General features: G+C 72.1%; 21 protein-coding genes. 10 read left to right on the top strand and 11 right to left on the bottom strand.

What is annotated here, in order from left to right; genetic code table 11:
• Positions 1-138 precede the first annotated feature (138 nt).
• Positions 139-1,233, bottom strand: a complete 1,095-nt coding sequence (locus ACVDFE_RS38215; protein WP_458433829.1) for an FAD-dependent monooxygenase — start codon at positions 1,231-1,233, stop codon at positions 139-141.
• Between the two features lie 71 nt (positions 1,234-1,304).
• On the opposite strand from ACVDFE_RS38215, the gene ACVDFE_RS38220 reads away from it, so the two are divergent.
• The 4 genes from ACVDFE_RS38220 to ACVDFE_RS38235 all read left to right on the top strand — a co-directional run bounded on the left by ACVDFE_RS38220 (position 1,305) and on the right by ACVDFE_RS38235 (position 4,605).
• Positions 1,305-1,841 carry a TetR/AcrR family transcriptional regulator gene (locus tag ACVDFE_RS38220; protein ID WP_360397215.1) on the top strand — a complete coding sequence of 179 codons (537 nt, stop codon included), beginning with the start codon at positions 1,305-1,307 and terminating at the stop codon, positions 1,839-1,841.
• A 106-nt stretch (positions 1,842-1,947) separates the two neighbouring features.
• The gene (locus tag ACVDFE_RS38225) at positions 1,948-3,189 is read left to right on the top strand and encodes an ATP-binding cassette domain-containing protein (RefSeq protein WP_458433830.1); all 1,242 of its coding nucleotides are present in this window, start codon (positions 1,948-1,950) and stop codon (positions 3,187-3,189) included.
• A gap of 19 nt (positions 3,190-3,208) precedes the next feature.
• A complete protein-coding gene (locus tag ACVDFE_RS38230) occupies positions 3,209-4,411 on the top strand; it encodes a cytochrome P450 (protein ID WP_360397213.1) in 1,203 nt (400 codons plus the stop codon).
• Between the two features lie 2 nt (positions 4,412-4,413).
• Positions 4,414-4,605 carry a ferredoxin gene (locus tag ACVDFE_RS38235; RefSeq protein ID WP_360397212.1) on the top strand — a complete coding sequence of 64 codons (192 nt, stop codon included), beginning with the start codon at positions 4,414-4,416 and terminating at the stop codon, positions 4,603-4,605.
• A 93-nt stretch (positions 4,606-4,698) separates the two neighbouring features.
• On the opposite strand, the gene ACVDFE_RS38240 is transcribed toward ACVDFE_RS38235, so the two are convergent.
• From ACVDFE_RS38240 to ACVDFE_RS38275, 8 genes are all read right to left on the bottom strand, one after another.
• Positions 4,699-7,620, bottom strand: coding sequence for an AfsR/SARP family transcriptional regulator (locus ACVDFE_RS38240; RefSeq protein WP_360397211.1), 2,922 nt, complete (start codon positions 7,618-7,620; stop codon positions 4,699-4,701).
• Between the two features lie 232 nt (positions 7,621-7,852).
• Positions 7,853-8,812 carry a transcriptional regulator gene (locus ACVDFE_RS38245; protein ID WP_458433831.1) on the bottom strand — a complete coding sequence of 320 codons (960 nt, stop codon included), beginning with the start codon at positions 8,810-8,812 and terminating at the stop codon, positions 7,853-7,855.
• 276 nt (positions 8,813-9,088) lie between these two features.
• The gene (locus tag ACVDFE_RS38250) at positions 9,089-9,289 is read right to left on the bottom strand and encodes a ferredoxin (protein ID WP_458433832.1); all 201 of its coding nucleotides are present in this window, start codon (positions 9,287-9,289) and stop codon (positions 9,089-9,091) included.
• A complete protein-coding gene (locus ACVDFE_RS38255) occupies positions 9,286-10,479 on the bottom strand; it encodes a cytochrome P450 (protein WP_458433833.1) in 1,194 nt (397 codons plus the stop codon). Before ACVDFE_RS38255 ends, ACVDFE_RS38250 begins: the two co-directional genes overlap by 4 nt.
• A 63-nt stretch (positions 10,480-10,542) precedes the next feature.
• The gene (locus ACVDFE_RS38260) at positions 10,543-11,124 is read right to left on the bottom strand and encodes a TetR/AcrR family transcriptional regulator (protein ID WP_458433834.1); all 582 of its coding nucleotides are present in this window, start codon (positions 11,122-11,124) and stop codon (positions 10,543-10,545) included.
• Positions 11,125-11,141: 17 nt separating this feature from the next.
• The gene (locus ACVDFE_RS38265) at positions 11,142-13,031 is read right to left on the bottom strand and encodes a glycosyltransferase (protein ID WP_458433835.1); all 1,890 of its coding nucleotides are present in this window, start codon (positions 13,029-13,031) and stop codon (positions 11,142-11,144) included.
• Positions 13,028-13,153 carry a hypothetical protein gene (locus tag ACVDFE_RS38270; protein ID WP_360397206.1) on the bottom strand — a complete coding sequence of 42 codons (126 nt, stop codon included), beginning with the start codon at positions 13,151-13,153 and terminating at the stop codon, positions 13,028-13,030. The genes ACVDFE_RS38265 and ACVDFE_RS38270 overlap by 4 nt, the downstream gene beginning before the upstream one ends.
• Positions 13,114-13,533 (bottom strand): DUF6542 domain-containing protein, encoded by a 420-nt coding sequence (locus ACVDFE_RS38275; RefSeq protein ID WP_360397205.1) that lies wholly within the window; start codon positions 13,531-13,533, stop codon positions 13,114-13,116. Before ACVDFE_RS38275 ends, ACVDFE_RS38270 begins: the two co-directional genes overlap by 40 nt.
• Positions 13,534-13,568: 35 nt before the next feature.
• Here ACVDFE_RS38275 and ACVDFE_RS38280 point away from each other — a divergent pair, with 35 nt between their 5' ends.
• Complete coding sequence (locus tag ACVDFE_RS38280; RefSeq protein ID WP_458433836.1) at positions 13,569-14,627, top strand: LCP family protein; 1,059 nt, start codon at positions 13,569-13,571, stop codon at positions 14,625-14,627.
• 16 nt (positions 14,628-14,643) lie between these two features.
• Here ACVDFE_RS38280 and ACVDFE_RS38285 read toward each other — a convergent pair whose 3' ends face one another.
• Positions 14,644-16,848 (bottom strand): ATP-binding protein, encoded by a 2,205-nt coding sequence (locus ACVDFE_RS38285; protein ID WP_458433837.1) that lies wholly within the window; start codon positions 16,846-16,848, stop codon positions 14,644-14,646.
• Between the two features lie 208 nt (positions 16,849-17,056).
• On the opposite strand from ACVDFE_RS38285, the gene ACVDFE_RS38290 reads away from it, so the two are divergent.
• The 5 genes from ACVDFE_RS38290 to ACVDFE_RS38310 all read left to right on the top strand — a co-directional run bounded on the left by ACVDFE_RS38290 (position 17,057) and on the right by ACVDFE_RS38310 (position 20,398).
• Positions 17,057-17,845 carry a hypothetical protein gene (locus ACVDFE_RS38290; protein WP_458433839.1) on the top strand — a complete coding sequence of 263 codons (789 nt, stop codon included), beginning with the start codon at positions 17,057-17,059 and terminating at the stop codon, positions 17,843-17,845.
• Positions 17,846-17,919: 74 nt separating this feature from the next.
• Positions 17,920-18,282, top strand: coding sequence for a hypothetical protein (locus tag ACVDFE_RS38295; protein ID WP_360397201.1), 363 nt, complete (start codon positions 17,920-17,922; stop codon positions 18,280-18,282).
• A gap of 5 nt (positions 18,283-18,287) precedes the next feature.
• Positions 18,288-18,410, top strand: coding sequence for a hypothetical protein (locus tag ACVDFE_RS38300; protein ID WP_458433841.1), 123 nt, complete (start codon positions 18,288-18,290; stop codon positions 18,408-18,410).
• A gap of 3 nt (positions 18,411-18,413) precedes the next feature.
• The gene (locus ACVDFE_RS38305; RefSeq protein ID WP_458433843.1) at positions 18,414-19,091 is read left to right on the top strand and encodes a response regulator; all 678 of its coding nucleotides are present in this window, start codon (positions 18,414-18,416) and stop codon (positions 19,089-19,091) included.
• Complete coding sequence (locus ACVDFE_RS38310; RefSeq protein ID WP_458433845.1) at positions 19,088-20,398, top strand: ATP-binding protein; 1,311 nt, start codon at positions 19,088-19,090, stop codon at positions 20,396-20,398. Before ACVDFE_RS38305 ends, ACVDFE_RS38310 begins: the two co-directional genes overlap by 4 nt.
• Here the strand turns inward: ACVDFE_RS38310 and ACVDFE_RS38315 are convergent.
• Positions 20,376-21,245 carry an exodeoxyribonuclease III gene (locus ACVDFE_RS38315; RefSeq protein WP_458433846.1) on the bottom strand — a complete coding sequence of 290 codons (870 nt, stop codon included), beginning with the start codon at positions 21,243-21,245 and terminating at the stop codon, positions 20,376-20,378. The two genes, ACVDFE_RS38310 and ACVDFE_RS38315, sit on opposite strands and share 23 nt — an antisense overlap.
• Positions 21,246-21,331: the final 86 nt, after the last annotated feature.

Genomic DNA, 21,331 nt, shown 5'->3' on the forward strand with positions numbered 1-21,331 from the left:
ACCGCCTCTCGCGCTACACCGGTTGGATCATTGGACCGCATCCGACACGCTCAGCGAGTACTTGATACCGCAACCGGGTGACGATGCCTGCGACAAAGAATGGTCTTCGACCGTTATCTCGCCGCAACCGAACATTTATCAGTGATCCACGTCACCGCCCGGTTCGACCCGGTCGAGTGAACCCACGGGCGTGGGCATCGCGGGCACCTCCCATGACGAAAAGCGGGCCATGCCGCGCACCGCCACCGCCGCCGGAACCGCGCGGAACACGAGATCGCGCAACGCCACCGCGACCGGTGACCGCAGCTCGATCCCGAACCGCCCGGCCGTCCGCGACCCCCGCCACACCGCCTGCGTGCGCGGCCGTCGCACGGCGTCGTACCGGGCCAGGTCACCGCCGCAGGCCGCCAGCGTCACGGCGTCCTCCAGCGCCATGCACGCGCCCTGCCCCAGGTACGGGACCATCGCGTGGGCCGCGTCCCCGAGCAGCGCCACCCGGCCCGACACGAACGTCCGCAGCGGCGGCAGGTGGTGGACGTCGTGCCGGACCACGGCCGGGGTCGACGCCACCAGGTCCGGGATCGGGTCGTGCCAGCCGCCGAACAGCTCCACCGGGTCGAGGTCGGCCGCGGCCGGCGCCACTCGTGCGAGGTACCAGCAGACCCGGCCGTCGCCCAGCGGCAGCACGCCCGCCTCGCCGCCGGGACCGAGCGTCTGCGTGATCGGCAGCTCGAAGGGACCCGGCGCCACTCCCCGCCACGCCGTGGCGCCCGCGTACACCGGTCCCGGCACGTCGGGGAACAGCTGCGCGCGCAGGCGGCTGTTGATGCCGTCCGCCGCCACCACGAGGTCCGCGTCGAGGTCCTCGACGCCGGTGACCTCGGAGTCGGTGAAGAGGACCTCCGGCGGCAACGCGCGCAGCAGCACGCCGTGCAGGTCGGCGCGGTGCATCGCGATGATCTTCTCCTGGCCGACGTCGGGCAGGTGCACCAGCCAACGACCGTCCGACGCGCGCACGCCGCCCGACACCCGCGGCGTCCCCAGCCGCCGGACCTCGTCCTCCAACCCCATCCACGACAGCGCCCGCAGCGCGTTCGGCATCACCCCCACCCCGGCGCCGATCTCGCCGAACGCGGCGGCGCGCTCGCGGACCTCGACCTCCCAGCCCACGCGCCGCAACGACACCGCTGCCGCCAGTCCCCCGATACCGCCACCGACCACGATCGCCTTCACGGCCACTCTCCTCTACAGATGTAGAGGACACTACACCTGTAGACTACAGCTGTAGAGATGACGGGGAGCACATGCGCAGGGACCTGATCACCGACGCCGCGATCGACCTGGTGGCGACCTCCGGCATGCGGGGCCTCACGCACCGCGCGGTCGACCGGCAGGCCGGGCTGCCGGAGGGGTCGACGAGCGCCTACTTCCGCACCCGCAAGGCGTTGGTGGAGGGGTTCGTCGAACGGCTCGCGCTGAAGGAGCAGGAGGAGGTCGTCCTCGACCGGGACGACCTGGCCGGCGGTCTCGCCAGGACGGTCGACAACTGGCTGGTGGAGCGGAACCGGACGCTCGCGCGGTACGCGGCGATGCTGGAGGCCACGCACCACCCGGAGCTGCGCTCGATCCTCGCGCACTCCCCGCGGGAACGGGCGACGGAGCTCGCGCGGGCACTGGGCCACGAGGACCCGGAGGCGTCCGGCGGGCACATCATGGCGTTCCTCGAAGGCCTGCTCTTCTACCGGCTCGTCGGCGGCGGCAGCACCTCGGGACCGGAGCCGGGCACCGAGGAGAGCCGCCAGGACCTGCGCCGGGCCGTCGAAAAGGCGTTGCGACCGTAGGTACCGTGGGTCTCATGGGATTCGGGTACGGGGTCTTCTACCTCTGAGCCAGGACGTGTCGCCCAGCCACACGTCCTGATTTCACGTACCCAGAAGAGGATCCGGCATGCGTTCGCATGTTCATCTGACGACCCAAGACCTCACCAAGGGCTATGAGAGCGGTCCCGTCGTCGACGGTGTCTCGCTGAAGGTCTCCGCCGGGCAGCGCCTCGGCATCATCGGTGAGAACGGCCGTGGCAAGACCACGTTGCTCCGCCTGCTCGCCGGCGACCTCGCACCCGACCAGGGAACCGTCACCCGGCACGGTTCGTTGAGCCTGGTGCGACAGGAGATGCCGTTCCAGGAACGGGAGACGGTGGGGGACCTGCTGGACGAGGCGCTGCGCGTGAGCCGGCTCGCACTGTCCGAACTGGACAGTGCGGCGGAGCCGTTCGACGAGCCGCGCTACGAGCGGGCGCTGGCGCACGCGGAGGACGTCGAGGCGTGGGACGCCGAGCGCCGGGCCGGCATCGCGCTCAAGGCGCTCGACGCGGACCACGACCGGGCCACGCCGCTCGCGACCCTGTCGGTGGGGCAGCGCTACCGGGTGCGGCTCGCGTGCCTGCTGGCCGAGCGCGCCGACGTCCTGCTGCTCGACGAGCCGACGAACCACCTGGACGCGGCGGCACTGGGGTTCCTCACCGAGCGCCTGCGGCAGCACCCCGGCGTGACCGTGCTGGTCAGCCACGACCGCGCGCTGCTCGACGACGTCTGCACCCAGCTGCTCGACCTGGACCCGACGCCGGACGGCGAGGTGCGCCTGCACGGCGGCGGCTACCGGGCGTTCAAGGAGGCCAAGCGCGCCGAACGGCAGCGCTGGGAGCAGCGGTTCGCCCAGGAGGCCGCCGAGCACGACGAGCTGGCCGACAGGGTCGAACGCGCGCAGAGCCGGTTGCAGGACGCCTGGCGGCCGCCGAAGGGCGCGTTCAAGCACAAGCGCGGCACCCGTGCGGCGAACAAGATGCGCACCGTCGCCCGCAGGCTGGAGGAGCTCGACGACCAGCGCGTGGCCGCTCCCCCGCCCCCGCTGCGCTTCACGCCACCGGAGCTGACGGCGAGCGGCGACCTGCTGCACGCGACGCCGCTCGAGGTGCCGGGACGGCTGGTGCTGGACGAGCCGACGAACCACCTGTCGATCGCACTGGTCGACGAGCTGACCGAGGCGCTGCTGCGGACGAGGGCCGCCGTGGCCGTCGCGACCCACGACCGGCAGATGCGGACAGATTTCGACCGGTGGCGCACCGTGATCCTCAATTCACCTTCACGGAGTCGTGAAAGTTCTGTAGCTTCGGAACAGGTCCTCTACTGAGCACTGGGAGGTGTGCGAGATGACCGAACTGATCTCCGAACAACTGCCGACCACCCGCCAGAACCCGTTCGACCCGCCCGCCGAGATCACCGCCATCCGCGAGAAGGCCCGCATCAGCAGGCTGAAGTTCGCCGACGGCCACCTCGGCTGGCTGGTCACCGGCCACCACCAGGTGCGGGAGGTGCTGGGCAGCCCCAAGTTCACCAACCGCCCCGAAGAGCACCACCTGCTGGACCTGCGGTTCCAGGGGGAGGCTCCACCGGAGAACCGCAAGGTCCAGCCGGGCTTGTTCCTCAGCCAGGACCCGCCCGACCACACCCGGCTGCGCAAGATGCTCCAGGGCCAGTTCACCGTGCGGCGGATGAACCAGCTGTCCGAGTGGATCGGCCAGATCGTCGACGACCAGATCGCGCACATGCGCTCACTGGGCGGGAAGGCCGACCTGGTCAAGGAGTTCGCGCTGCCGGTGCCCTCGCTGGTGATCTGCGCGCTGCTGGGCGTCGCCTACGACGAACGGCACCGCTTCCAGGAGGACACCGCGAAGATGCTGTCGCTGGAGACCCCCGTCAAGGAGTCCATGGCGGCGTTCGCGCGCATCCAGGAGTTCATGCGCGAGCTGATCGAGCGCAAGAAGGCGAACCCCGGCGACGACATGATCAGCGACCTGATCGCCACGGGTGAGCCGACCGACGAGGAGGCGTCGAACATGGCGCTGCTCCTGCTGCTCGCCGGCCACGAGACCACGGCGAACATGCTGGGCATCGGCACGTTCACGCTCCTGCAGCACCCGGACCAGCTCAAGATCCTGCGCGACGAGCCGGACGTGGTCGACAACGCCGTCGAGGAGCTGATGCGGTACCTGTCGATCATCCACTTCGGACCGTCGCGCACGGCGCTGGAGGACGTGGAGATCGACGGCCACCTCATCAAGGCCGGTGACACCGTGGTGATGCACGTGCCGGCCGCGAACCGGGACCCGGAGAAGTTCGGCGGCAACCCCGACGAGCTCGACCTGCGCCGCCCGGCCTCCGGCCACGTCGCGTTCGGCCACGGCATCCACCAGTGCCTGGGCCAGCAGCTCGCCCGCATCGAGATGCGGATCGGCTTCAGCCGGCTGTTCGCGGCGTTCCCGGACCTGCGGCTCGACGTCGCGCCCGAGGAGGTGCCGCTGCGGACCGACATGGGCATCTACGGGGTCCACTCGTTGCCAGTAGCGTGGTGAACATGAAGATTTCCGTCGACCAGTCGAAGTGCTGCGGTTCGGGGATGTGCGTCCTGACCGACCCGGACCTCTTCGACCAGAACGAGGAGGACGGCACGGTGGTGCTCCTGCAGGAGCACCCCGACGCCGCGCACGAGGCCACCGCGCAGGAAGCGGCCGGCCTCTGCCCGGCGGGCGCGATCACGGTCAGCTGATCCGCGCGCGGTAGCCGTTGGGAGCTGCCAGGCGACATCCGTGCCCCGTCGCCTGGCACCACCGCGCCGCACCACGACGACGTCGAGCCAGGATCAGGACGTCGTGAGCCGCAGTTCGTCCACCTCCGCCTGGAACCCGGCCGCGGTCAGCGTCTCCTCCGCCTGCCGCCAGTGCTCGCGGGCCTCGTCGCCGCGCCCGCACCGCTCCAGCGCGTCGCCCATCACCCGCAGGGACCGCCCCAGCTCCGGCGGCGAGTCCATCTCGCGCGCCGCCTTCAGCGCCAGTCCGGCCAGTCGCAGCGCCTCGTCGGCGGAGGCCGCGAGGCCGGACCGCAGGCGCCACACCCAGATGCGCCCCTGCCGGTCGTCGTGCTCCTCGAAGAACTCCCACGCCGCCGTCAGCTGCTCCTGCGCGGGTGCGACGGCACCGGAGCGCACCAGGGTGTCGGCCAGGAACAACCGGATGTTCGCCGCCATGTCCGGGTCGCCGAGCTTCTGCGCCGCGGCCAGCGACGACCGCAGGAACGCCGCCGACAGGTCGAGCTCGCCGGTGAACTGGTGCAGCCGCCCCAGTTCCAGCGTCGCCATCAGCTCGCTCTGCTCGTCCCCCAGCTGCCCGGCCACGCGCCGCGCCCGTTCCAGGTAGTCCTGCGCCGCGGTCAGACCACCGGCCCGGCGTTCGATGGCGCCCAGCGAGCACAGCACCTCGACCTCGCCGTGCGGGTTGCCGGCGGCCACGAACCGGGTCATCGCCTCCCGGTGCGCGGCGCGGGCCTCCCGCGAGCGGCCGCTCCACTCGTGCATCCACCCCATGCCGTACCAGCCGTACGCCTCGCCCCACACGTCCCCGGCCGCCGCGAAGCCCTCCTGCGCCGACCGGAACTCCGCCGACGCGCCGGCGTAGTCGTGCAGCCGGGCGCGCAGGATTCCGCGCTGCTGGTGCAGCACCGGCTTCAGCGCGGCCGAACCGCATGCGAGGCCGATGTCGTTGATCTGCTCCCAGTCGTCGAAGCGGGCCCGCAGGTCGCAGAACGCCGACGAGCGGATCGCGAGCTGTGCCGCCAGGTCGCCGAGGCCCAGCGCGGCGGCCTGGGTCAGGACCGCCCCGATGTTCAGCCACTCCGCGTCGAACCACTCGGCGGCGTCGCCCAGGTCGAACGGCTCCAGCGCCCGCGGGGCCAGGCGGACGCCCTGGTGCGGCAGGTCGGCGTCGGCGCGCGTGACGAGGTCGAGCCAGCGTTCGACCAACGGCTTCAGCGCGGTGGCCGGGTCCTCGTCGGCGGCTTCCCGGCCGAACGCGCGCAGCAGGTCGTGCAGGCGGTAGCGGACCTGGCCGAGGGCGTCACGGCCCGCGTAGTCGACGAGGCGGGCGTCGACGAGGGCCTCGACGTGGTCCTCCGCGTCGTCGAGGTCCAGGCCCAGCAACGGCGCCGCCACCCAGGCCGGGAAGTCCGGTGTGTCGACCAGCGACAGCAGCCGGAACGCGCGGCGGTGCGTCTCGTCGAGACCGTCGTAGGACAGGGCCAGCGACGCGCGCACGTCGAGGTCGCCCAGCGAGAGCTCGTCGAAGCGGCGGCGTTCGTCGGACAGGCGGCCCGCGAGCTTCGCGAGCTGCCAGTGCGGGCGGGCGACCAGCCGGGCCGCGGCGACCCGCAACGCCAGCGGCAGCCGCCCGCAGTAGGTCACGATCGCTTGCGCGGCACCGGGTTCCGCGGCGACCCTGACGTCCCCCAGCGCGGACCGCAGCAGGCCCAGCGCGTCCGCGGGCGGCAGCACGTCCAGCGGGACGACGTGCGCGGCCTCCAGGCCCGCGAGCGCGGCCCGTGACGTCACCAGCGCCGCACCGGACGTCGTGCCTGGCAACAACGGCCGCACCTGGGCCTCGTTGACCGCGTTGTCCAGCACGACCAGGACCCGCCGGTCCGACAGCAGGTCGCGGTACAGGTCGACCCGGTCGTCCACAGTGGACGGGATCGCGCCGCCGGACACGCCGAGGCCGCGCAGCAACCGGTCCAGCGCCGCCGCGGGCTCCACCGGCTTCTGCTCACCGCCGCGCAGGTTCAGGTACAGCTGGCCGTCCGGGAACGCGTCGCGCACCAGGTGTGCGCAGTGCACCGCCAGCGAGGTCTTGCCGACGCCGCCGGACCCGGTGACCGTCCACGTGCCACCGCCGCGCAACCCGGTCGTCAGCCGCGCCACCTCGTCCGCGCGGCCGGAGAAGTCGCCGACCGCGGGCGGCAGCCACGACGGTCCCGCCTGGACGGCCACCGGTGCGGAAGACCCCGCCAGCACCTCCATGTGCAGCGCGCGCAGCTCGGCGTTCGGGTCGATGCCCAGCTCCTCCGCCAGCACCTCGCCGGCCCTGCGGTACACGTCGAGCGCCTGCGCCTGCTGGCCGGTGCGGTGCAGGGCGAGCATGAGCTGGTACCAGAAGCGTTCCCGCAGCGGGTGGTGCGCGACCAGCGACCGCAGCTCGTCGACGAGCTGGTCGTGCCGTCCCAGCTGGAGCTCGGCGTCGTTGCGCCGCTCCAGCACCTCCCAGCGCTGCTCGTTGAGCCGCTGCACGTCGGTCTGCTCCACGCGCAGCGACGACAGCTGGTCGAGCGCCGGTCCCCGCCACAGCGCCGCCGCCTCGCCGAGCAGCCGCGCCTCGGTCTCCAGGTCCGGTGCCCGGCGTGCCTCGGCCCGCAACCGCTGGAACGTCAGCAGGTCGAGCTGGTCGTCCCCGACGTGGATCGAGTAGCCGGTCGGCCACGTGCGCACGAGCTTGCGGTCCGCGAAGTCGTCCAACGACTGCCTCAAGCGCATGACGTACGTCTGCAACGTCGCCCGCGCCGAACCGGAAGGCTCCTCGCCCCACAGGTGTTCCATCAGCTCGTAGAACGACACGGGCGCGTTGGGCTTCATCAGCAACGCGGCGAGCAGAACGCGCTGTTTGGCCGAGCGCAGTTCCACCGGTCGGCCCGAGTCGAGGACCTGCAACGATCCGAGAACCTTGAACTCCCACCGCGGCATGGCGCAGATCCTAACCAGCCGGTAACCCGGGGTGTCAGCGAAATGTCAGCGGGTGACGTGATGCTTCTCGCCCAGGAAGCGGTCAACCTCCGGTGCCTCCGGCGCGTTGTCGTCGGCCGCTGATCCCGTGACCGGGAGCGGTTCCTGTGGCCCCCAGCCGGGTGCCGCTCCTGCCTTGCCGTCGCCGGGCCCGAAGCCCGAACCTCTCCTCGGGCCCGGCGACGCCTTCCGCTCAGGCGGCGCCGCGCGACGCCGACATGAACGTCCCCAGCCGCGCGGACAGCTCGTCGGCGGCCTCGTTGCCCCGCAGCCGTTCGACCTCCTGCCGCAACGGCCGCATCCGGTCCCGCGTGCGCACCGACCGGATCGGCCAGGACACCTCGATCGCCCGCACGCCGGCGGCGCGCGCCGGCTCGGGTTCGTTCTGCACCAGGTAGTTCATCGACAGCGCGGCCAGGCGGAACGACTGGCTGCGCGCCGCGTCCTCACCGCCGGAGGCGATCGCGCGCGTCAGCAACGGGATCGCGGTCCGCCCGTACTTCACGTCGCACGTGCGCGCCAGTTCCGTGTGCACCATCCCGCCGATGGACACCAGGTCGGCCTGGTCGAAGAAACGAGCCCACGGCGGTGCGTCTTCGTTGGACGCACGGTCGAACTCTTCTTCTGCACGCGCGAGCTGGCGCAAGGCGTGCTTCTCGGCGCCCATCTTCGCGAACGCCCACGCCTCGTTGGCGTGCAGGATGGACACGGCCAAGGTGGAACCGCTGGCCTGTGCGATGGGCAGTCCGCGTTGGAACGACGCCAAGGCGTCCTCGGCGAGGTCGTAGTGCAGGTGCACGCGTCCCATGCGGTAGAGGATGTTGGCCTCCAACGCGCTGTTGCCGGACGCGCGCACGAGGTCCATCGCACGGCCGAAGTGCACGTGCGCGGACTCCAGCAGGCCCATGTCGAACGACGCCCAGCCGGCCAGGTTGTGCAGGTCGGCGATGGCCACCTGCAACCGGCGCAGCACCCGGCTGGACGGCCCGGTGTCGAGCAGCGGGTTCGCCCAGCTCAGCAACGCCACGCAGGCGTCGCGGCAGGCACCGCCGCCGTGCTCGTGGTCGAGTGCCCGCAGCGCACCGGTCAGTGCCTCCACGTGCCGTGCGTCGGTCTTGTCCACGCGCACGGGAACTGCGTCGCCGTTGAACATCGCTGGCCCTCCTGACGTGCGCCGGCCACCTGTCGCCAGGTACCCGTCGCACACCGCCGGTACTCACCGCGCCGCCGCCACCATCTCGCTGTCCGGCCTGGTCGGGAAGGGTCTTTCGGCTCCCTGGACCGGCGTGAGCGCGACCGCCACGACGTTGTGGCGGCCGCGCTCACGATTCTGGACGGACGGCATGACCGGGAAGGGGCCAACGAGGTGTCAGCGGTCGGCGGCTGAATCCGTTCCCGTGACGACGGCTCACCGGAACGGCCGATCAGGTCACTCTTGCAGGGTCACCACCTGGGCGGGGCACCTCTCCACCGCGTCACGCACCCCCGGCAGCAGACCGGCCGCCGGCTCGGGCACCAGCACGACGCCGATGCCGTCGTCGTCGCGCTGGTCGAACACGTCCGGTGCGGCGAGCACGCACTGGCCCGCCCCGATGCACCTGGTCTGGTCGATCCGGACGACCGCGCTCACCACACCACCGGGATCTCTGCTGCGCCGTAGGTGATCATGTCGTTGCGGTAGGTCAGCTCCGTGACCGGCACGGCCGGGCGCAGGTTCGGGAACCGCTCGAACAACGACCGCAGGCCGATCTGCAGCTCCGCGCGGGCGAGGTTCGCGCCCAGGCACTGGTGCGGGCCGAAGCCGAACCCGAGGTGCGACACGGCGTCGCGTTCGAGGTCGAGCTCGTCGGCGCGCGGGCAGAGCTCCTCGTCGAGGTTCGCCATCAGCGACACGCTCACCCACTCACCGGCCTTGATCAGCACGCCGTCGACCTCGACGTCCTCGGTCGCCCGCCGGGTGAGGCCGGGACCGCCGAGGGAGCCGACGGTGTAGCGCATGAGCTCCTCGACGACCACGTCGGCGCGGCTCGGGTCGCGCTGCAGGACCGCCAGCTGGTCGGGGCGCTCGAACAGGTGCAGCGTGAACAGGCCGAGGAAGTTCGACGTGGTCTCGTGCCCGGCCGCGAGCAGCCCGATGCAGAGGAAGATCAGCTCTTCCATGCTGAAGTCGGTGTCGTTGGCCATCAGGCCGATCAGGTCGTCGTTCGTGCCCGCAGCCTTCTTCGCGGCGACGATCGGCGCGAGCACCTGGGAGAGCTTGGTCGCGTGCGCGATGTACTCGTCCTTGGAGCCGTTCTTGCCGAACAGGTCGCCGGCGGTGGCCTGGAACAGCTCCTGGTGCTCCGGCGGCACGCCCAGCAGCTCGGCGATCACCAGCGACGGCAGCGGCAGGCACAGCGAGGTGACCAGGTCGGCCGGTGCGCCCTTGGCCTCCATCGCGTCCAGGTGCTCGTCGACGATCTCCTGGATGCGCGGCCGCAGCTGGTTCATCCGCTTGACCATGAACCCGCGCGAGAGGGGACGGCGCAGGCGCAGGTGCGCGTCGCCGTCGATGCCGTTGATGTTGCCCGGCTGGTCGGCGTCGAGGACGGGTTCGCCCTCGTCGGTGCGCATCTCCGGCTGACCGCCCTTGCGGGTGCTGAAGCGCGGGTCGGAGAGCACCTTGCGGACACCGGAGTAGCTGGAGACGACCCACGCCTCGACGCCGTTGGGCCACAGCATCCTGACCGGGCCGCCGGAGACGGCGTCGGCGAAGCCGGTCGGCGACTGGAGGGGGTGGTCGCGTTCGTGGTGGACGGGGCAGACGGCAGCTTCGGTCACGGGTGTTCCCTTCAACAGAACAAATCTGTTCTTTTGGATCCACGACCGAACGTAGCGCAGCGGCTACTCCTTGACGAGTGGTTCGGTGGCGAAGGACCTGCCGATCAGCGGTCGCAGCAGGCCGTCGACGATCCCGCCGACCACGTCGGCCTCCTCCGACCGCAGCACGAACGTCGAGACCAGCGCCGTCATGAGCACGTCGGCGTCGAGGTCGCACGGCAGCTCACCGCGGTCCTTCGCCCGCACCACGGCCACCTGCAGCTGCTCGGTGTAGACGCGGTCGACGTGCTCTTCGCGCAGGCGCACCAGGTCGGCGTCCTGCCGGCTGCCCTCCAGCAGCCCGAGGAAAATCCCCGTCAGGTCGAACGGCCTCGGCTCGCCCCACGACCGCATGATCGCCCGCACGTCCTCCACGAACGAGCCCTCGTCCGGCTGGGCGAGCACCGGCATGTTCGCCCTCAGCGCGTCGACGATCAGCCGCGCCTTCGACGGCCAGCGCTGGTACAGGCTCGCCTTGCTCGCCCTGGCGCGGCTCGCGACGAGGTCCATGTTGAACCGGGCGTAGCCGACGTCGGCGAACACGTGGAGCACGGCGGCGAACACCTCCTGCTGCCGTGCGGGCGTGTCGAGAGGCGTGCGGCCCACCCTGGTCCCCTCCGGTCTCAAGTGCGGGCCACGCTACCGCCGGGTGCGTCCGCGAGCCGACCCGTGCGCCGGACCGACATCCACCTGAGCTGAGTTCCGTGCAGGGCCGTGACCAACGACTGGATCACCACCGCGTACATCAACTGCCGGTACACCACCTGCTGCAACGGGTACGCCCACAACGGTTTCACCGACTCACCGTCCAGCCGCAGCGCGTATCCCGCACTCGCGGTCTGCAGCAGGAGGAACACGGTCCACACGATGAACGCCAGCGGCGCGTCCGCGACGATGAACCCGTACAGCACGTAGAGGTCCATCACCGGTGCGAGCAGCGGCAGCAGCAGGTGGAACGCCAGCAGGTAGAGCAACCCGAACCGGCCCATCGGCCCGTTCTCCAGCAACGCGCCGCGGTGCTTCCACATCGCCTGGAACGTGCCGTAGGACCACCGGTACCGCTGCCGGAACAGCCCGTGCACGGTCACCGGCGCCTCGGTCCACGCCTTGGCCTGCGGCCGGTACGCCACCCGCCAGCCCGCCCGCGTGACCGCCATCGTCAGGTCGGTGTCCTCGGCCAGCGTGTGCTCCGGCACGCCGCCGACGTCGGTGAGCGCCGACCGCCGGAACGCCCCCACCGCACCGGGCACGGTCGGGATGCACCGCAGCGCGTGCAGGATCTGCCGGTCCAGGTTGGACCCCGCGCAGTACTCCAGGTGCTGCCAGCGACCGAGCAGGCCCTGCCGGTTGCCGACCTTCGCGTTGCCCGCCACCGCGCCGACCCCGCTGTCGGCGAACGGCTGCACGAGCTGGCCGATCGTGTCCGGTTCGAAGACCGTGTCGCCGTCGAGCAGCACCAGCACGTCGTGGCGGGCGGCACGGACACCCGCGTTCAGCGCGGCCGGCTTGCCCTGGTTGTCCTGGCGCAGGACGGTGACGCCGGGCAGGCCCAGCTCCTCGGCGCGGTCGGCGGTGCCGTCGGTCGAGCCGTCGTCGACGACGACCACCTCCACGTCGGCGAGGTGGTCGTTCGCGGCGATCGACCGGACGGTGGCCGCGATGTTCACGGCCTCGTTGTACGCCGGGATGATCACCGACACCGGTGGCGCGGTCCACGGCGGCGGCGCGTGCTCGCTCTCCCTGCGCAGGCGGCGGTCGGTGTGCGCGAGGCCGAGCTGCATCAGCGTGCGCAGGATGCCGAGCAGCGCCGCCACGGCGATCGCCGTGCCCATCACCGCGACGACCGCACCCCCGTTGCGCTGCGCCCACCCGGTGACGGCGCCGGTGAAGCGTTCGGCCGGGCCCGCCGCGGTCACGCCGTCCCCGAGCTGCGCGAACCGCAGGCCGGGGGTGCGCGCCAGCTGCCGGGCGATGTCCGCGCCGATGCTGCCGTCGTCGTGCAGCCGGACCACGCCGCGGCCCTGCGCCAGCGACATCCGCACCAGCGTGCCGATGTCCTGGTGCTCGCGGTCACCGCTGTCGACCTCGACCGGCGCGCCGACCAGTCGCGTGTGGACACCCAGCACGTCGGCGAGCGCGGCCTGCGCGAACGCGAGGTCGAGCGGGTTCACCCAGTCGCCCTCGGTGCGGAAGCCGTCGATGCCGATCCGGTGCCCCTCTGCCGCGATTCTGGCCGTCACCTCCGGGTTGCGGGTGACCTGCGTGCCCAGCACGAAGAAGGTCGCTTTCACGTCGGCCTCCCGCAACGCGTCGAGCAGATGCGGTGTCCACTTCGGATCAGGGCCGCCGTGGAACGCCAGCGCGACCGTGCGATCGGGCAGCTCGTGCACCGCGTGCGGTGCGGGCACCGGCTCGGGTCTCAGCGCGGCGTGGGCGTGGAACGACACCACGCACAGCAGCACCAGGAGCCCGAGCAGGATCGACAGCCAGTGCAACCGGGGCGTGCGCCTCACCACACCGCCAGCAGCGTGCCGCCGACCACCGCGGCGAACACCACCAGCCCGCCCGCGAGCGTCACGCTGACCAGCTTCGCCACTACCCGTCTGCCGCCGTTGCCGTCGACGAAGACCTGCATGTCCGATTCCCCCCAGAAACCGTGCGGACGACCGCGACCACCACGGCCGCGCCGACCGATGCCGCGAGCCACGGGAACCCGTTGACGAACCACGGGACCGCTGCCGCGGCGACCTCCTCGCTGCTTCCCCAGAACGACTGCCCCGTCGCCAGCCGCTGCCACGCCGCGTTGCCCGCGGCGAGGACGACGAAGACGACCGGTGGCGCCGGTGCCACCGTCCACAACCCCACCCGGCGCACGAGCGCCGAGGCGACCACGGCGCCCCCCACCAGCCAGACGCCGAAGGGCCACCCGAGGTTGTCCCCGTCCACCCAGAGACCCACCTGGGCGAACACCGTGAGCATCGCGAGCGCCGCCAAACCCGGCAGCTGCACCCCCATGAGCACGTAGAATAGTCGAGGGGATGGGGGATCTCATGAGTTCTGCCGGCCGCTTCCGGCGTGCCTGCCACGTGATCCTGCGCACGGCGTGGGTGCTGGTGTGCGCCGCGGTGCTCGTCGTGGCGGGCGTCGCGTGGTCGACGGTGGCCACGATCTCGACCGGGGTGGAGCGCTCCCACGCCATCGCCGCCGACGCGCCGCGGTCGGTGTCCGGGCGCAACGTCTTGATCATGGGCCTGACCACCCGGCTCGACCTGCACGGCGAACCGCTGCCCGACGACGTGCTGCGGCGGCTGCAGGCCGGCGAGAGCGACCGGGGCGGGTACAACGCGAACACGCTGATCCTGCTGCACCTGCCGGCGTCCGGTCCGGCCGTGGCGATGTCCGTGCCGCGCGACAACCTCGTCCCGCTGGCCTCCGGCGGTGAGGGCAAGGTCAAGGAGGCCTACGGGCGCGCGAAGATCGCCGAGGAGGACCGGCTGCGCGCCGCGGGCATGGCGGACAAGCGCCGGTTGGAACGCGCTGGGCGCGAAGCCGGTCGGCGGGCCCAGGTGCAGACCGTGTCGGCGTTCCTCGACCAGCCGATCGACCACCTCGTGGAGATCTCGCTGATCGGTTTCTTCCACATCGCGGAGGGCCTCGGCGGCGTGGACGTGTGCCTGCGGAACGCGACGGCGGACCCGTTGTCGGGTGCGGACTTCCCGGCGGGCCCGCAGCACCTCGACGCGGGCCAGGCGCTGTCGTTCGTGCGGCAGCGCCACGGGCTGCCCGGCGGCGACCTCGCCCGCACCCGGCGCCAGCAGGCGTTCCTGTCGGCCGTGGCACGGCGGCTGAAGGACCCGGCGGCGGTCCCGGCGATGATCAACACGGCCAAGCAGGACGTGGTGCTCGACGCGGACCTCGACCTGGCCGAGCTGGCCGGGAACCTGCCGTCCGAGGTCCGGTTCGACACGCTGCCGGTCGAGGGCGGCGCGCACGTCGGCGGGCAGGACGTGAACCGCGTCGACCAGGAGAAGGTGCGGGCGAAGGTCACCGAGCTGGCGACCGCTCCCCCACCACCCCCACCGAACGACGGCGTCCCCTGCGTCGACTAACGCGCCCCCGTGCTGCTCAGGTGCGGCGTTCGGTCACCCACGTCGCGATCTGCGCCCGTGACGTGAACCCGAGCTTCTGCAGGATGCGTTCGACGTGGCCCTCCGCGGTCCGCCGCGCGATCACGAGCCGGGCCGCGATCTCCTTGTTCGACATGCCGCCGGCGATCAGGTCGGCCACCTGCTGCTCGCGGCGGGTCAGCGGGGTGGGCGGCTCGACCGGCTCCGGTACCGCCGGCTCCTCACCGATGGCGAACGCGAGCGCGTCCTCCAGCTCCAGGTCCATGCCGTGCCGGAACGCCACCCGGAACTCCGCCTCGCCCAGCGCCGTGACGACCGCCGACTCGCACTCCCCGTGCGGCGTGCCGAAGTAGCGGGAGCCGAACATCGGGTAGCCGACCGACCGCCAGATCTCGCTGGTCGCACCGAGCAGCGTCGCCGCGCGCCGGGCGTTGCCCTGCGAGGCGGCGATCCAGGCCAGCACCTCCATGCCGAGCACGATGCCGAGCAGGTCGTGGAACGTGCGCTTGATCCGCAGGCAGTCGCGGCCCAGCGCGTCCGCCCGCGCGAGGTCGCCGCTGGCCCACGCGCACAACGCGAGCACGTAGATGGCGTACGCCTGCGCCCACAGCTCGCCGTGCTCCTCGCCCACGGCCTTCGCCTCGACGCAGAGCCGTTCCGCGGTGGCGAAGTCGCGGCGGAAGGTAGCGGAGATCGCGAGCTCGATGCCCGCGAGCATGGTGTGGCTGTTGACCGCGCCGAGGCTGCGGTAGCGCCTCCTGGCCTCCTCGAACAGCTCGTCGGCCAGGTCCAGGTCGTCGCCGACGAGGTGGGTGCAGGCCAGTCGGTGGGTGGCGTAGGCGAGCGCCGACTCGTCACCGGCCGTGCGCGCGTAGTCGCGGCACTCGTCGAGCATGCGTACCGAGGTGGCGATGTCGCCCTGCAACGTGGCCACGTAGCCGTTGACCCACAGGGCCTTGGCCCGCACCGGGCCGGTCGCGGACGTCTGGAGCGCGCGGTCGAGCCAGTGCCGGCCCTCGCCGAGCATCCCGCAGCCCGCCCAGTAGAACCACAGCGTGCCGGCGAGGTGGACGCAGTGGTCACCGGCGGCGGAGAAGCAGAAGTCCAGCGCGGACCGGAGGTTCGCGTTCTCCAGGTGGGTCAGCGCGAAGATCCGCGGCTGGGCCGGGCCGAACCACTCCTCCTCGCGCCGCCGGGCCCACTCGATGTAGTGGTCGCGGTGCCGTTCGCGCAGCACCTGCTCGCACCCGGCGGAGCGCAGCTTGTCCAAGCCGTACTGGCGCAACGGCTCCAGCAACCGGAACCGGGTGCCGGACGGGTGCTGCTCGGCCACCACCACGGACTTGTCGACCAGACCGGCCAGCGACCGCATGACCTCGTGGGTGTCCACGCTCTCACCGGAGCACACCCGTTCCGCGGCCTCCAGGTCGAACGTGCCGGAGAACACCGACGCGCGCGCCCACAGCACCTGTTCGGCGCGGGTGCACAGGTGGAAGCTCCAGTCCACCGCCGCCTGCAGCGTCTGGTGCCGCGGGTCGCCCCCGCGCCGTCCGTCGCCCAGCACCCGGAACGTGTCGTCCAACCTGGACAGCAGGTGGTCGAGCGTCAGCACCCGCAACCGCACCGCGGCCAGTTCGATGGCCAGTGGGATTCCACCCAGCAGCGCGCAGATCTGGCTCACCGCGGCGTGGTTGGCCGCCGTGATCGCGAACCCCGGCTCGACGGCGGCCGCGCGTTCGGCGAACAGGTCCAGCGCCGGGTCCCGCGGCAGCGGCGCGACCTGCCACAGGTGCTCACCGTCCACGCCGAGGCGTTCCCGGCTGGTCGCGAGCACGCGCAGGCCGGGCACACCGCGCAGCAGCCCGTCCACCAGGTCGGCGATCGCGCCGACGACGTGCTCGCAGTTGTCCAGCACCACCAGCACCTGCCGGTCGCGCAGGTGTTCCACCAGGACGGTCCGGTGCCGGCGGACCGTGTCGTCGTGCACCCCCAACGACTCCAGCACGGTGTGCACGACCAGGTCCGGGTCGTTCAGCCCGCCCAGCTCCACGAACCACACGCCGTCGGGGAACGCCCGGCGCAGCTCGGCCGCCGCCCGCAGCGCGAGCCGGGTCTTGCCCACCCCGCCGACCCCCGTCAGGGTGACCAGGCGCGACTCCGCCAGGAGTCTCCTGACCTCGGCGACATCCTGTTTCCTGCCCACAAAAGCAGTGGTGTCGGCAGGCAGGTTGCCTTTGCGACTCGGGGAAAGTGCGCTGCCCACACCGCACCCTAGGTCGGTGCGATCGGCCGCTGCAACGCGGTCCCCCGGAGGTACCAACGCCGGAACACGGGTAGTTACCCCCTAGGGCGACCGGGTCGTGACAGCCAGTGTGGGAGGTGGGAGCCCGCGTTCCGGGGAGGGAAGGACCATGACCGCTGACACCGCCGCGCACGGTCTCGCCGTCGGCCTCCGGGAGCAGAACGGCGTGCTGGTGGTGCGTTTCACCGGCCGCCTGGACTGGTCCACGTACCTGCGCGTGCAGGACGTGCTGCTCGACTGCGCCACCAGGGAGCTGGTCGGCGTCGTCGTCGAGCTCGACGGCCTCGTGGCCGAGTCGCCCGCGCTGCTCGTGGTGTTCGACGTGGTGTGGCTGTCGGCGGCGCGCTGGCCGGGCATCTCGCTGAGCCTCGTCGTGGGCGACCACCGGTTGCGGTCGACGCTGGGGGCGCGCGGTCTGCCGCGGCACATCCCGCTGCACGCCACCACGGAGGCCGCACTCGCGAACGTGACCCGTTTGCAGCACGAGGACCGAGTGGACGCCGTGCTGCCCACGTGCCGGTGTGCGCCGCATGTGGCAGAGCGCATCACCGAGCGCGCGTGCGAACGGTGGGGCGTGCAGGCGTTGCTGGACGTGGCGCCGCAGCTGGCCGTGGAGCTCGTGTCGCACGTCGAGGACGAGCAGCCGGTCTCGTTGTTGCTGCGCATGCGTGGTGACAAGTTGTCCGTGGCGGTGCGCACGACCGCACGGCTTGACCTCAGGCAGTGGAACACCATGCGGCGCAACGTCGCGTCCATCGCCGTCTGCAACTTCACCATGGGTGAGACGCCGGCCGGGGGCGGACGGCACGTCATCTGGGCGTTGCTCGACGTGCCGCAGGACAGCCGGCGCCGTCCCGCCGCGTTCGGCGAGACCGTCGCCTTCACCCACCCGGCCTAACCCCTCCGGGTCTTTGCAGAACCCGAACATCCGCCGGACCTGCCTCTGACGGCGGGCCGCCATCGTTCTGCGTCATGGACATTTCACGAATCGGCGTGGTCGTCGCCGGACTGCTGCTGCTCGGCGCGGGCACCGCGTCGGCCCAGGAACCGGTCACGATCAGCCCGGAGAAGGTGCGCAAGATCTGCGAGCAGCGCGTGCCGCGAGTCGAGGCCAAGGTCAAGGCGCTGACCGACAGGATCAACGGCACGCCCGAGACGCTCGGCTCGACCAAGTGGCTGGAGCAGAAGGCGGCCGACGCGCGCAAGGCCGGCAACACGGCGCGTGCGGACGTGCTGGACGCGCGGGTGAAGCTGCGCGCGGCCCAGCTCGTGCGGCTCGGCCAGGCCGGTGAGCGGGTGGCGAGGTTCAAGTCCGAGCACTGCGGTGCCAAGTGAGGTGGGTGGCCGCGCTCGCGTTGCTGGTCTCGCTGACGGCGTGCCGGGGTGAGGAGCCGGCCCTCGACCTCGATGCTGTGGAATCGACGCTGAACAGCATCGAGTCCGAGATCGACCAACTGGGGTGAGCAGTGGAACGTGGCCTGGTGCTCGTCGTGGAGGACGAACCGGCGATCGCCGAGCTCGTCGCCCTCTACCTGCGGCGCGACGGGTTCGGCGTGCACCTGGAGGCCGCGGGGGACGCGGCACTGGCCGCGGTCCGCTCACTCGCGCCGGTCGCGGTCGTGCTGGACGTGGGCCTGCCGGGGATGAGCGGCATCGAGGTCTGCCGCGCGCTGCGGGCGGCGGGCGACTGGACGCCGGTGCTGTTCGTGACCGCGCGCGACGACGAGGTCGACCGGCTGCTCGGGCTGGAGCTCGGCGCGGACGACTACGTCACCAAGCCGTTCAGCCCGCGCGAGCTCGCGCTGCGGGTCCGCACGGTGCTGCGCAGGGCCACGCCCGCCGCGACCGCCACCGAGGCGCTGCGGGTGGGTGACGTGCGGCTGGACGTCGGGGAACGCCGCGCGTGGGCCGGCTCCGCCGAGGTCTCCCTGACCTCGACGGAGTTCGGCCTGCTCGCCCACCTGATGCGGCACCCGCGCCGGGTGTTCTCCCGCGAGCAGCTGCTGAGCGCGGTGTGGGGGTACTCGTCCGCGGCCGGGACGCGCACGGTCGACGTGCACATCGCCCAGCTGCGCGCGAAGTTCGGCGTCTCCAGTCCTATCCGGACGGTGCGCGGCGTCGGCTACTCGGCGGACGCGTCGTGAACCTCGCCACCCGGATCGCGTTGCTGTGCCTGGGGGTCGCGTTCGTCGCGGTCCTCGTCGCCGGGTTCGTGTCCACGCGCCTGTTGCTGAGCACCTCCCGCGAGGTGAGCCGCGAGATCCTGGCGAACCAGGCCGACGTCGTCGCGGGCCAGGTGTCGAACAGGCGGGTCGAGCAGGTGCTGGAGGGGCAGGGCATCGCGATCGTCACGATGTCCGCGACCGGTGAGGTGTCCGGCCAGGACAAGGCTGCCGTGCGGGCCGCACGCGCCGTGCACGCCGAGGAGGTCCTCACCGGGAAACCGGTGTCGAAGACGAGCGGGCGGCTGCTGGTCGAGGCGCGGCCGTCCGGTGGCGGCGGGTTCGCGCTGGTGCAGGAGACCGAGACGGGCGGCAACGCGCGTGCGCTGGTCCGCAACGTCCTGTTCGCGCTCGCCATCGGGTTGGTCGTGGCCTGCGTGGCCGGGTTGGCGCTGGGCACGGTGCTGGCGCGGCCGTTGCGCCGGGTCGCCGGGGTCGCGCACGCGATGAGCGGTGGCCGGCGGGACCTGCGCGTGCCGGTGTCCGGCCCGTACGAGCTGGCCGAGGTGTCGAGGTCGGTGAACGACCTCGCGGACGCGTTGCAGCGCAGCGAGTCCCGGCAGCGCGACTTCCTGCTGTCGGTGTCGCACGAGCTGCGCACGCCGCTGACCGCCGTCACCGGGTTCGCCGAGTCGCTGGCCGACGGCGTGGTCACCGGCGAGCAGGTGGCCCCGGTCGGCGCGGTGGTCCTGTCCGAGGCCCGCCGGCTGGACCGGCTCGTGTCCGACCTGCTCGACCTGGCCCGCCTGGGCGCCGACGACTTCCGCCTCGACCTCGCCGCCGTCGAGCTGGTCCCCGTGGTCCGCTCGGCCGCCGAGGTGTGGCACGCCCGCTGCCACGCGGCCGGCGTGCGGTTCTCGGTCGACGTCACGGCCTCCCCGGTGGTGCGCGCGGACCCCCGGCGGCTGCGCCAGGTGATCGACGGCCTGCTGGAGAACGCCCTGCGCGTGACGCCCGCGGGCCGCCCGGTCGTGCTCGCGGTGTCGTCGGTGCTGGAGGTGCGCGACGGCGGCCCCGGCCTGGCACCGGAGGACTACCCCGTGGCGTTCGACCGCGGCGTGCTGCACGCCCGCTACCAGCAGACCCGCCCGGTCGGCACCGGTGTGGGCCTGGCGCTGGTGCACGGCCTGGTCACCCGGATGGGCGGCACGATCACGGCGGGCCCCGCACCGGAGGGCGGGGCCGCGTTCACCGTGGCCCTGCCGCTCACTTCGCCTGGGGCAGCTTGACCTTCTTCTTCGCGCCCGGAGCCGACGGCGGCGGCACGACGGGCCCGATGTCACCGTCCGGCGCCTCGTCGAGGTCGACGACGACCGGCGCGTGGTCGCTCGGTCCGGTGCCCTTGCGCGCGTGCCGGTCGATCCACGCGGCCTTCGCCCGCGGCGCCACCCCGTCGCTCGCCAGGACCAGGTCGATCCGCATGCCCAGGTCGCGGTGGAACATGCCGGCCCGGTAGTCCCAGTAGCTGAAGATCCGCTCGTCCGGCCACCGCTCGCGCACGACGTCGTGGAACCCGAGCGCCTCGATCGCCCGCAGCGCCGCCCGTTCCGGCTCCGTCACGTGCGTGTGCCCGGCGAAGGCGTCGGGGTCGAACACGTCGGCGTCGGCGGGGGCGATGTTGATGTCACCGCAGACCAGCGCGTCCGCCGGCCCGGCTGCGAGCACGTCCCTGAGTGCGGCGAGCCACTCCAGCTTGTACTTGTAGTGGTCCGACTCCGGCTCACGCCCGTTCGGCACGTACAGCGAATGCACCCGCACACCACCACACGTGGCGGCCACGGCCCGTGCCTCCTGGTGCGGGAACCCCGGCGCACCGGCGACACCGACCTCCACGTCCTCCAGCCCGACGCGCGACAGGATCGCAACCCCGTTCCACTGCGTCTCGCCGAACACCGCGACCTGGTACCCGCGCTGCTCCAGCTCCGCGCCGAGCAGGGCGGTGAAGGCGTCGTCGGCCAGCTTGGTCTCCTGCAGGCACACCACGTCCGGCTGCCGCTGGTCCAGCCACGGCAAGAGCCTCGGCACGCGTTGCTTGACGGAGTTCACGTTCCAGGTCGCCACTCGCACCCCGACCACGGTAGTCACAAGCCCTGGAGCCCGCATGGAGCCGGGTGACGGGCCTGGTCAGGCGGACGGTCCGTCCTCAGTGGACTCCCATCGCG

The organism is Lentzea chajnantorensis, assembly GCF_054300775.1.

Coding starts and splice junctions, on each gene's coding strand:
- ACVDFE_RS38235 (WP_360397212.1), top strand. CDS start 4,414: ATGAAGATTTCCGTCGACCAGTCGAAGTGCTGCGGTTCGGGGATGTGC.
- ACVDFE_RS38225 (WP_458433830.1), top strand. CDS start 1,948: ATGCGTTCGCATGTTCATCTGACGACCCAAGACCTCACCAAGGGCTAT.
- ACVDFE_RS38245 (WP_458433831.1), bottom strand. CDS start 8,812: ATGTTCAACGGCGACGCAGTTCCCGTGCGCGTGGACAAGACCGACGCA.
- ACVDFE_RS38270 (WP_360397206.1), bottom strand. CDS start 13,153: ATGCAGGTCTTCGTCGACGGCAACGGCGGCAGACGGGTAGTGGCGAAG.
- ACVDFE_RS38295 (WP_360397201.1), top strand. CDS start 17,920: ATGGACATTTCACGAATCGGCGTGGTCGTCGCCGGACTGCTGCTGCTC.
- ACVDFE_RS38275 (WP_360397205.1), bottom strand. CDS start 13,533: ATGGGGGTGCAGCTGCCGGGTTTGGCGGCGCTCGCGATGCTCACGGTG.
- ACVDFE_RS38240 (WP_360397211.1), bottom strand. CDS start 7,620: ATGCCGCGGTGGGAGTTCAAGGTTCTCGGATCGTTGCAGGTCCTCGAC.
- ACVDFE_RS38290 (WP_458433839.1), top strand. CDS start 17,057: ATGACCGCTGACACCGCCGCGCACGGTCTCGCCGTCGGCCTCCGGGAG.
- ACVDFE_RS38220 (WP_360397215.1), top strand. CDS start 1,305: ATGCGCAGGGACCTGATCACCGACGCCGCGATCGACCTGGTGGCGACC.
- ACVDFE_RS38280 (WP_458433836.1), top strand. CDS start 13,569: ATGAGTTCTGCCGGCCGCTTCCGGCGTGCCTGCCACGTGATCCTGCGC.
- ACVDFE_RS38230 (WP_360397213.1), top strand. CDS start 3,209: ATGACCGAACTGATCTCCGAACAACTGCCGACCACCCGCCAGAACCCG.